Annotated in this window: 9 protein-coding genes; 3 read left to right on the plus strand and 6 right to left on the minus strand. The window is 63.4% G+C overall.

Annotated elements, in window-relative coordinates; all coding sequences use genetic code 11:
* Positions 1 to 28: 28 nt before the first annotated feature.
* The 5 genes from ACZRMO_RS19880 to ACZRMO_RS19900 all read right to left on the minus strand — a co-directional run bounded on the left by ACZRMO_RS19880 (position 29) and on the right by ACZRMO_RS19900 (position 5,269).
* Positions 29 to 829 (minus strand): SDR family oxidoreductase, encoded by an 801-nt coding sequence (locus ACZRMO_RS19880; protein WP_463973964.1) that lies wholly within the window; start codon positions 827 to 829, stop codon positions 29 to 31.
* Positions 830 to 847: 18 nt separating this feature from the next.
* Positions 848 to 1,612 carry an SDR family oxidoreductase gene (locus ACZRMO_RS19885; RefSeq protein ID WP_463973965.1) on the minus strand — a complete coding sequence of 255 codons (765 nt, stop codon included), beginning with the start codon at positions 1,610 to 1,612 and terminating at the stop codon, positions 848 to 850.
* A 142-nt stretch (positions 1,613 to 1,754) separates the two neighbouring features.
* On the minus strand, positions 1,755 to 3,263 hold the full coding sequence (locus ACZRMO_RS19890) for a sugar ABC transporter ATP-binding protein (protein WP_463973966.1): 1,509 nt from the start codon (positions 3,261 to 3,263) through the stop codon (positions 1,755 to 1,757).
* A 15-nt stretch (positions 3,264 to 3,278) separates the two neighbouring features.
* Positions 3,279 to 4,211, minus strand: coding sequence for a substrate-binding domain-containing protein (locus ACZRMO_RS19895; protein ID WP_463973967.1), 933 nt, complete (start codon positions 4,209 to 4,211; stop codon positions 3,279 to 3,281).
* A 50-nt stretch (positions 4,212 to 4,261) separates the two neighbouring features.
* Positions 4,262 to 5,269: an ABC transporter permease gene (locus tag ACZRMO_RS19900; RefSeq protein ID WP_463973968.1), complete on the minus strand. Its 1,008-nt coding sequence runs from the start codon at positions 5,267 to 5,269 to the stop codon at positions 4,262 to 4,264.
* Positions 5,270 to 5,619: 350 nt separating this feature from the next.
* Between ACZRMO_RS19900 and ACZRMO_RS19905 the strand changes: the two genes are divergently transcribed.
* The 3 genes from ACZRMO_RS19905 to ACZRMO_RS19915 are packed head-to-tail and all read left to right on the plus strand — an operon-like array spanning position 5,620 to position 8,859.
* Positions 5,620 to 6,456 carry a transketolase gene (locus ACZRMO_RS19905; protein WP_463973969.1) on the plus strand — a complete coding sequence of 279 codons (837 nt, stop codon included), beginning with the start codon at positions 5,620 to 5,622 and terminating at the stop codon, positions 6,454 to 6,456.
* A complete protein-coding gene (locus tag ACZRMO_RS19910; RefSeq protein ID WP_463973970.1) occupies positions 6,446 to 7,378 on the plus strand; it encodes a transketolase family protein in 933 nt (310 codons plus the stop codon). The genes ACZRMO_RS19905 and ACZRMO_RS19910 overlap by 11 nt, the downstream gene beginning before the upstream one ends.
* Positions 7,379 to 7,383: 5 nt before the next feature.
* A complete protein-coding gene (locus ACZRMO_RS19915; protein WP_463973971.1) occupies positions 7,384 to 8,859 on the plus strand; it encodes an FGGY family carbohydrate kinase in 1,476 nt (491 codons plus the stop codon).
* A 69-nt stretch (positions 8,860 to 8,928) separates the two neighbouring features.
* On the opposite strand, the gene ACZRMO_RS19920 is transcribed toward ACZRMO_RS19915, so the two are convergent.
* A complete protein-coding gene (locus ACZRMO_RS19920; protein WP_463973972.1) occupies positions 8,929 to 9,873 on the minus strand; it encodes an aliphatic sulfonate ABC transporter substrate-binding protein in 945 nt (314 codons plus the stop codon).
* Positions 9,874 to 10,103: the final 230 nt, after the last annotated feature.

Below are 10,103 nucleotides of genomic sequence, written 5' to 3' on the forward strand. Positions count from 1 at the left end.
ACTCAACGTCGGTGAGGATACCAAACCCTTACGACATGATCAGGCCGCCGTCGATATTGATCGCCTGCCCGGTGAGGTAGGCCGCATCGTCCGAGGCCAAAAACGCCACCAGGCCCGCCACATCCGAGGGTTTGCCGGCACGGCGCAGGGGAATGTTGCGCACCCATTCGGCCATCAACTCGCCCTTGCCGTAGCGTTTTTCATCGGTGCTGAGGATCTCGCCCCAGACGCGGTCGTTGTAGTCCCACATCTCGCTTTCGATGATGCCGGGGCAGAACGCGTTGACCGTGATGTTATGCCGCGCCAGTTCCAGCGCCAGGCTCTGGGTGATGCCGATCACGCCCATTTTGCTCGCGGCGTAGTGGGGCGTGTAGATAAAGCCCTGGCGGCCCTGGCCGGACGAGGTGTTGATCAAGCGCCCGCTGCCTTGCTTGACCATGTACTTGGCCGCTTCCCGGCAACCGAGCCACACGCCGGTGGTGTTGACCTGCAGCACCTTGTCGAAATCGGCGCGGGGCATCTTGTCGTAGTGGTCGATGGTTATGATGCCGGCGTTCTGCACTGACACGTCGATGCTGCCAAAACGCGCATGGCCTTCGCGGTAGAGCTTTTCGATGTCCTCTTCGTTGGTGACGTCGATGCCCTGGGCAAGGGTGTCGACGCTGTATTCCCGGGCGAGCTGGTCGGCAGTGAACGTCACGCGCTCCAGGTCGTTGGAGGCCAGCACCAGGTTGGCGCCTTCCCTGGCGAAGCGCTCGGCAATGCCGGCGCCGATGCCACGGCAGGCGCCGGTGATCACGATGGTTTTACCGCTGAAACGTTGCGACATGGGGATGGGCTCCAAGGCTTACCAGCAAACAAAGCCGCCATCGACCAGCAGGTCGACACCGGTGCAGAACGACGACGCCTGGCTGACCAGGAAGATCGCCGGGCCGACCATTTCTTCCACACTGGCCATGCGGCCCATGGGCGTGGTCTGTTCAAAGATCTTCACCTGGTCGGCGACTTCCGGGCGCGAGTTCATCGGCGTGGCGGTATAGCCAGGGCTGATGCAGTTGACCCGCAGGCCCTTGTCGGCCCATTCCATCGCCAGGCTTTTGCTCAGGTGGATCACCCCGGCCTTGGACGTGTTGTAGTGGGCTTGTAGCAGGCCACGGTTGACGATGCTGCCGGACATCGAGGCGATATTGACGATGGCGCCTTTGCCACGGGGCAGCATCACGGCGGCCTGGGCCTGGCAGCTGAGGAAGATGCCGGTGAGGTTGATGTCCAGGGTGGTCTGCCAGCGTTGCAGTTCCAGGTCTTCGGCGGCCTGGGCATTGGCGATGCCGGCGCAGTTGACGGCGACGCTGAGCTCGCCCAGTTCTTGTTCGGTGCGGGCGACCGCGGCATCCAGTGCGGCGCGCTCGGTGACGGTGCCGCTCAGGGCCAGGGCGCGACGGCCGACGGCCTGGATGCGTTCGACGGTGCTGGCAATGCCGGGGCTGCCCGGCAGGTCGAAGCAGGCCACATCCGCACCGGCCTCGGCCAGACCCACTGCAATCGCTTGGCCGATACCGCTGCCGGCACCGGTCACGAAGGCTACTTGGCCCTGAAGACTAAAAAGCTGCATGAATAACTCCCAATAGTGAACACACCACAGATCAAAACTGTGGGAGCGGGCTTGCTCGCGAAAGCGGTGGGTCAGTTGATGAATGTGTTGACTGATACACCGCTTTCGCGAGCAAGCCCGCTCCCACATGGGTTCTTCGTTGTTACGCAGTGGCCATTTCCATGACAGATACCGGCGTAGCCTCGCCCCGCTCCAGAATCCCCATCTGCCGACCCCGGCTCATGACCATGACGCGATGCGACAACCCGAGTACCTCATCCAGATCCGAGCTCACCACAATCACCGCCATGCCCTTGGCCGCCAGGTCGGCGATCACTTCATAAATCGCGGCACGCGCGCCCACGTCGATGCCCCGTGTCGGCTCATCGAGGATGAACACCTTGGGGTTGCGCGCCAGCCATTTGGCAATGATCACCTTTTGCTGGTTGCCCCCGGACAAGCTCGAAATCCGCGACTGCGGCGCACCTTTCACGCCCAACCGCGCCACCGCCGTGCGCGCAAATTCGCGCAGCGGGGCAGGGAACACCCAACCGCGTTTATCCAGCAGGTCGGTGTTGCCGTAGATCAGGTTGTCTTCGATGCGATGCTCGACCACCACGCCTTGCTGCTTGCGGTCCTCGGGCACCAGCACCACGCCGGCCTGGATCGCCTCGAAGGGCGAGCGCAACTGGCGCGACTCGCCGTCCAGCAGCAGGTGGCCCTGGATGTCCTGGGCCGCACCGGCGATGGCGCGCACCAGTTCGGTACGCCCCGCGCCGACCACCCCGGCAATGCCAAACACTTCACCGGCGCGCACGCTGAAATCGATGCCGTGCAGGGCCAGTTCGCGGCAGCTCAAGTCCTTGACCTGCAACATCACCCGTTCCTGGGGCGCCTGCAACGCAGGGAAAATCCGCTCCAGGCTGCGCCCGACCATCTGCTCCACCAGCTCCCGCACCGGCACCTGGGCCGTGGCGTGCAGGGCGATCTGGCGCCCGTCGCGCAACACCAGCACGCGGTCGGCGATGCGTGCGATTTCTTCCAGGCGATGGCTGATGTAGATAAACGACACGCCCTCGGCCTTGAGGCGTTCCACCTGCTTGAACAGCAGCTCGGTTTCTTCGCCACCCAGTGCGGCGGTGGGCTCGTCGAGAATCAACAGGCTGGCTTTGAGGGTCAGCGCCTTGGCGATTTCCACCAGTTGCTGGGCCGCCACGCTCAGGCCTTCGACCTTGCGTGACGCCGGCACCTTGAGCCCCAGGCGTTCCAGTTGGATCTGCGCCTGGGCCTCCATGTACTCGCGGTCCACCTTCCCATAACGCATGGGCAGGCGGCCGACGAAGATGTTCTCGGCGATCGACAATTGCGGCAGCAGGCGGATTTCCTGGTGGATCAGGCCGATGCCCGCCGCCAGCGCCGCCCCCGGCGAGTTCGGCGCGTACGGTTGGCCAAGCCAGGTCATGCTGCCCCCGGCTTCCGGTTGCACCAGGCCCGCGATGATCGACGACAGGGTGGATTTACCCGCGCCGTTCTCGCCGAGCAGGGCCAGCACTTCGCCGGGGCGAATCTCCACGTTGACCTGGGACAACACCTGCACCGGCCCGTAGGCCTTGCTGATATTGCGCAGGCACAACACCGCTTCCACGGTGTTATCCAAAGCTGCTGCGTGCATGACGACCTCCAAGGCTTACGGGTGCTGTTGCAGGAACGGCGCGACGTTGTCTTTGGTGGTCAGCACGGTGGGCAGCAGTTGTTCCTTGGGTACGGCTTTACCGGCCTTGAGGTCGATGGCGGACGCCACGGCCAGGCGGCCCATGTGCTGGGTCTGCTGGGTCATGGTGGCGTTGAGCACGCCGCTTTCCACGGCCTTGAGCCCGGCGACGTCACCGTCGAAACCCACCACCACGACTTTGTGATCGAGGTTGCCGACCTTCACCGCCTGGGCGGCGCCGAGGGCCATGGCATCGGCGCGGCCGAAGAACACGGTGATGTTCGGATCGCGCTGGAGCAGGTCCTGGGCCACGGCGAAACCTTTGTCCTGGGCCCATTCAGCGGGCTGCTGGGCGACGACCTTGAGGTCCGGGAAGGCTTTGAGGCCTTCTTCAAAACCCTTGGCGCGGTCGTTCTCTGGCGTGGTGCCGAGCTGGCCTTGCAGGATCGCGATGCGGCCTTTGCCGTCGGTGACTTTGCCGACGTACTCGGCGAGGGCCTTGGCCCCGGCCACGCTGTCGCTGGCGATGAAGGTGTCGCCCGGTGCGTCCGGTGCGTTGCGGTCCACGGCGATCACCGGGATGCCCGCCGCCTTGGCGGCCTTGACCGGCACACCGGCGGCAGTGGCGCCGGCCGGGATGTAGATCAGCACGTCGATCTGGCGGGTGATCAGGTCTTCAATCTGGCTGACCTGGGTGGATGAGTTGCCCTGGGCGTCCACGGTGATCACCTTGATCCCCTTGGCCTTGCCCTCGGCTTCCACCGACTGCTTGATCTGGTTGAAGAAGTCGGCCTGCAGGTTGGCCACGGCCAGGCCGATGGTCAGGTCCTTGGCCCAGGTGGTGCCAGCAGTGGTGAGGGTGGCGGCAGCCAGTGCGGTGGCCAACAGCAGTTTCTTGGGGCTGAACATGTCGGTGACTCCTGGTTTTATTGTTGGAGGGTGTCAACTGTCGAACAGGTTTAACGGGCAGTACTGGAACGGCGACGCAGGGTGTCGATGGTCACCGCGAGGGCGATGACCACGCCGATCACCACTTGTTGGATAAAGGGCGAGACGCCCAGGAGGTTGAGGCCATTGCGCAACACGCCAATGATCAGCACGCCCACCAGGGTGCCGCCGATGCTGCCGACACCACCGTTGAGGCTGGCGCCGCCGATCACCACGGCGGCGATGGCATCCAGCTCCAGGCTCAGGCCGGCGCTGGGTTGCGAGGAGTCGAGGCGGGCGGCCAGGGTCACGGCGGCGATACCGGCGAGGGCGCCGCTGATGGCGTACACCCAGAGCGTGATCGCCCGCACCTTGATGCCCGACAGGCGTGCCACTTCCGGGCTGCCACCCATGGCATACAGGTTACGGCCACCGGCCCGGAAGCGCAGGAACACCCAGGCCACCAGCAGCATCACCAGGAACAGTCCGACGGTTGCGGACAAGAACCCGAAATGCCGCACCGTGGCCAGGCTGGTGAACCAGTCCGGGTAGCCGACAATCTGCCGCCCTTCAGTGAGGATGTTCGCCAGGCCACGGGCCACCGACATCATGGTCAGCGTGGCAATGAACGGTGGCAGCTTGGCGTAGGTGATCAGCGCGCCGGACACCAGCCCGGCGAGCATGCCGGTGGCGATCGAGATCGGGATCGCGAAGCCCAGCGGCACCGCCTGATCCTGATACAGCCAGCCGAGCATCATCATTGAGAACGCCAACACCGAACCGACCGACAGATCGATGCCGCCGATCACGATCACCGCCGTCATGCCAATCGCCAGGATGCCCAGCACCGTGACCTGATCAAGGATGTTCAGGCCATTGCGCAAGGAGAAGAAGAATTCGGAACTGAAGGAGAAGACCAGCACCAACAGCACAAGGCCGATCAGCGGGCCGCCGATGTTGCTGGGGAGCAGTTTCACCAACCGTGGGCGGTGGGGCGGCTTGAGTTCGGCCGGGTGCTGGACAGTAGCTTTGGCGTCCACAGTGTTCTCCTGATTTATTTTTTTTGGAGTGCTTTCAGGGCGCTTGAATATTTATGCGTGCCTGACTGTTAATTCAGATTCCAGTGCCACCGTGGCAATGTCAAGTCCTTAATTTTTCATCTGAGCCTCTAGACCGCCGCTTTCATACCACGCAAAGCCACGGGATAGATAAGCGCGCGTGGGATTTTGGCCGTTTGTCCGAGGGATATTTTTGATTTTTCTGTGGTTCGCTCACTTGACCTGCTGGGCGTTCGGCGTCTAAATAGAAATATATTGTCACTGCTGAATAAATATTCAAAACAGCCTTGGACACTTTCACCCCGCGTGGTCAGCCTCAAAGGAGCCGCTGCATGAATGCCTTCCAGTACGACGCCCACCAGATCAAAGAACAGGCCCGCCTGATACGGCGCCACGTGATCCGCCTGAATGCCGACTCACCGGCCGGCGGCCACACCGGGGCGGATCTGTCGGAAACCGACATCCTCGCCACCCTGTACTTCCGCATCCTCAACACCGGCCCGGAACGCACCCAGGACCCTGAGCGCGACATCTACATCCAGAGCAAGGGCCACGGCGTCGGCGGTTTGTACTGCTGCCTGGCGCAAGCGGGCTACATTCCTGTCGACTGGTTGCCGACGTATCAGCACTTCAATTCCCACTTGCCTGGCCACCCGGTCCGTCAGAAAACCCCCGGCATCGAACTCAACACCGGCGCCCTCGGCCACGGCTTGCCGGTGGCGGTGGGGCTGGCGCTGGCGGCGAAGCTGTCGGGCAGCAAAAAGCGCATCTATGTGTTGACCGGCGACGGTGAGCTGGCCGAAGGCTCCAACTGGGAAGCGGCGATGGCGGCGGCCAAGTACGGCCTGGATAACCTGTTTGTGATCGTTGACAAGAACAAGCTGCAACTGGCCGGGTTGACCGCCGAGATCATGCCGCTGGACCCGCTCGACGTGAAATGGGCCGCCTTCGGCTTCACCGTCAGCGAGTGCGACGGCAACGATGTCGGCCAGTTGGTCGACACCCTGGAACGCATGCAGGCCAACACCGGCGCGCCCCAGGTGCTGATCGCCCACACCATCAAAGGCAAGGGCGTGTCGTTTATCGAAGCCCGTCCCGAATGGCACCACCGCGTGCCCAAGGGTGACGAAATCAACGCGGCACTGGAGGAGTTGAGTCATGGCGAGTGAACATTTGGCGAGCGTGATGGTGGAAGGCTTTATCGCAGCCGTCGACGCCGGGCTGGACGTGATTCCGGTGGTCAGCGACTCCACCTCCACGGCGAAGATCGGCCCGTTTGCCCAGCGTTTTCCCGAGCGTCTGATCAACGTGGGGATTGCCGAGCAGTCGCTGGTCAGTGTCGCCGCCGGTTTGGCGTTGGGCGGCAAGATCGCCGTCACCTGCAATGCGGCGCCGTTTTTGATCTCGCGGGCCAACGAGCAGATCAAGGTAGACGTCTGCTACAACCAGGCCAACGTGAAGATGTTCGGCCTCAACGCCGGCGCCAGCTACGGCCCGCTGGCCAGCACCCACCACAGCCTTGACGATATTTCGGTGATGCGCGGTTTTGGCAATGTGCAGATTTTCGCCCCGGCGGACGCCGTTGAGTGCCGGCAGATCGTCGATTACGCGCTGCGCCATGCCGGCCCGGTATACATCCGCCTCGACGGCAAGGCCTTGCCCGATGTGCATGGCGCCGACTATCAATTCAGCCCCGGTCAGGTCGACATCCTGCGCGAGGGCACAGACGTGAGCATCGTCGCCCTCGGCTCGGTGGTGCATGAAGCGGTGGACGCCGCTGCGTTGCTGGCGGAGCAGGGCATCCAGGCGCAGGTGATCAACCTGTCCTCGATCCGTCCGCTACAGCGTGACGTGTTGCTCAATGCCCTGCGTGGCACGCGGGCGGTGATCAGCGTGGAAGAACACAACATCAATGGCGGCGTCGGCAGCCTGGTCTCCGAAGTGCTGGCCGAAGCCGGGCTGGGTATCCCCTTGGTGCGCCTGGGCATCGGCGACGGCGAATACGCGGCGGCCGGCGCCCGTGAACCGACCCGCGCCTTGCATCACATCGACGCGGCTGGGATCGTGGCGGCTGCCACTCGGTTGCGGTGAAATCCATGAATAACAACACTCCGCTGATCCTGGCGATAGATGAAGGCACCAGCAACGCCAAGGCGGTGCTGGTCAACGACCTCGGGCAGGTCATCGCTCGGGGCTCGCGGCCGCTGAGCATCAGCCATCCCCAGGCCGGGTTCTCCGAGCAAGACCCGCTGCTCATCTGGCAAAGCACCCTGGCGGCGATTGAAGAATGCCTGGCCCAGGTGGACCGCCCGGTGACTGCCCTGGCCATCAGCAACCAGCGTGAATCGGTAGTGGCCTGGGACCGACGTAGCGGCGCGCCGCTGTCACCGTGCATCAGTTGGCAATGCCGCCGCTCCACGGCGCTGTGCACGCAATTGCACGCGCAGGGGCATGAAGCGCTGGTCCTGGAAAAGACCGGGCTGGCCCTCGACCCGATGTTTTCCGCTGGCAAGTTCCGCTGGATTCTCGACCACCTCGACAACGGCCATGCCCGTGCGGCGGCCGGTGAGATCTGCCTGGGCACCATCGACAGTTGGCTGTTGTGGCAACTCAGCGGCGGCCAGGTGTTTGCCACCGACTATTCCAACGCGGCACGAACCCAACTGTTCAACCTTCACACCTGCGCCTGGGACTCGGCGTTGCTCGACCTGTTCGGCATTCCGCTGGCCGCCTTGGCCCCGATCCAACCCAGTGCCGGTTTTTTTGCCGAAACCGTGGCCGTCGGCGGGTTGCCGGCAGGCATTCCGGTGCTGTCGATGATCGGCGATTCCCACGCAGCACTGTACGGGCAGGGCGGCTTCGCGCCCGGGCTGGTCAAGGCCACACTCGGCACCGGCTCGTCGTTGATGACGCCCATGAGCGGCCCGATTGCCTCGACCCACGGCTTGTCCACCACCTTGGCCTGGCATGACGGCGGGCGGGCGACGTTTGGCATGGAAGGCAATATCGTCCACACCGGCGCGGCTGTGCAGTGGGCGTCACGCCTGGTCGCGGGGGAATCCCTGGATGCCCTGACCGAACAGGCCGCGCAACTGCCGGACAATGGCGGGGTGTACTTCGTGCCGGCGCTGTCAGGGCTGGGTGCGCCGCACTGGAAGGCGGATGCACGTGGGTTGATCTGCGGGCTGACCGAGGCCACGTCTGGCGCGCATATTCTGCGGGCGTCGCTGGAGTCCATCGGCTATCAGATTCGTGATGTGTTCGACGCCATGCAGCAAGACATCGGCAGCCCGTTGAAGGAGCTGTGGGTCGACGGTGGCGCTACGCGCAACCGCTGGCTGATGCAGTTTCTCGCCAACCTGCTGCAACGTCCGGTAGTGCGCAGCCTGTCGCCGGAAGTCTCGGCGCTGGGCGCGGCGCACCTGGCGGGCAGGGCGCTTGGCGTGTGGACCAGCGACGCCGCGCTGGCCGGGTTGGAACGCCAGCGCGAGCGGTTTGAACCGCAGGATGATCCGGCGATGGCGGGTCGGTACGAGGAATGGAAAAAGGCGCTGAGTCGAACCCTGCTTTAACGGTCTGAGCAAGGTCAACATGGGGGAGTGGGCTTGTGTGGGAGCGGGCCCACTCCACCGTTGAGCCGCTCACGGCTTCCAGATGTTGACGTCCTTGGCATCCACGGCCTTGGGCAGCAGGCCCGCCTTGAAGAACGCATCGGCAATCTTCTGCTGTTCACCCAACTGATCGGCTGTCACCGGTTGCACCTGATAGCTGCGGTGTGCATTGGCGGCCTCCACCGTGGCCACGTCCAGGTTGCCCCACAGCGGGCCAAGCACTTTCGCCGCGTCCTGTGGGTTGGCCTTGACCCATTGGCCGGTCTTTTCCAACTGTTCATACACCACCTTCAACACCTCGGGATGGGCTTTGGCGTATGGCGTGCCGGTCAAGTAATAGCGCTTGTAGCTGGCCAGCCCGGCGCCGTCCGCCAGGGTGCGGGTCGGTAGTTGGCGTTGCACGCCGGTGAGGAAGGGTTCCCAGGTGACCCAGGCATCCACCTTGTTGTTCTCGAACGCGGCGCGGCCGTCGGCGGGTGACAGGTAGGCGGGTTCGATATCAGCGAATTCCAGACCGGCTTTGGCCAGCGCGGCGATCAGTAGGTAGTGAGTGCCGGCGGCTTTGGTGACGGCGATTTTCTTGCCTTTCAAATCGCTCAGTTGCTGGATCGGCGAGTCTTTGCGCACCACGATGGCCTGGGCCGAAGGCGAGGGCGCTTCCTGGGCGAAGTAGGTGAGCTTGGCTTGGGCAGCCTGGGCGAATATCGGTACGGTGTCGGCGACGTCGGCGCTGATGTCCACGTTGCCTACGTTCAGGGCTTCGAGCAGGGGCAGGCCGCTGGGGAACTCGTGCCAGGTCACGTCGATGTGGTTGGCCTTGAGGGCTTTTTCCAGGGTGCCCTGGGTTTTTAGCAGGGTGATCAGGGTGGAGGATTTCTGGTAGCCGATGCGTAGGGATTCTTGGGCTTCGGCGGTGGCTGCGATGGAGAAGGCCAGTAATCCTAGGACGGCGATGAAGGGGCGGCGTATGGGCATGGGGGGCTCGATCTTCTAATGGAATAGGGATGAGCTTATGGTTCTAAAAAACGTTCGTTAAATACTATTTTGGTCTGACGGGGTACATATCCGTTATTTAGGTCACGGCGGCTTATGGTTCCGCTCTTACAGCGGGTCACTTTGGAAAAGCCCCAAAGTAACCAAAGGGCTCTTGCCCCAACACTCGGTGCCTCGCCTAGGCTCGGCATGCCCTCACTCCGGCTTGAATC

It is taken from the genome of Pseudomonas sp. B611, assembly GCF_055407965.1.